Consider the following 381-nt stretch of genomic DNA (forward strand, 5'->3'; position numbering starts at 1 on the left):
TCTCCATGAAGTCTTCGTTGGCTTTTGAGCGATAGGCTGTGTCTGCCCAGACTATTGAGGCCGTATTGGTTTTATCCAGCAAGCCCTCTCTCAATCGCGCACCATCACTGGCGGCGGCATCGGTTGTTTTCCATTTCCGGATCAACCGAAATTTTCGGTCGATGGAGACATGGGATTTGTAGCCAAAGAATGGGATGGCAAGATCTGTTGCGGGGATCGTCCCATCCTCCTGCCGCTTTGCTTTCGTGAACTTCAGCGTCCACCGCGCATGCCTGTCCTTGTGGGACAGCTTTGACGGCTTGTCCTGCCAGTCCTGTGGGATCCGCCCTTCACGCAGATCCGCTTTCTCAGCATTTGTGTTGCGCTGCCTGGGAGCCGCGA

General features: G+C 55.1%; 1 pseudogene. It reads right to left on the reverse strand.

Annotated elements, in window-relative coordinates:
• Window positions 1–381 (reverse strand): annotated as a pseudogene (locus tag KP705_RS19070) (IS5/IS1182 family transposase); the annotation flags it as partial.

Source organism: Gluconobacter sp. P1D12_c (assembly GCF_018812105.1).
Lineage (GTDB): Bacteria > Pseudomonadota > Alphaproteobacteria > Acetobacterales > Acetobacteraceae > Gluconobacter > Gluconobacter oxydans_A.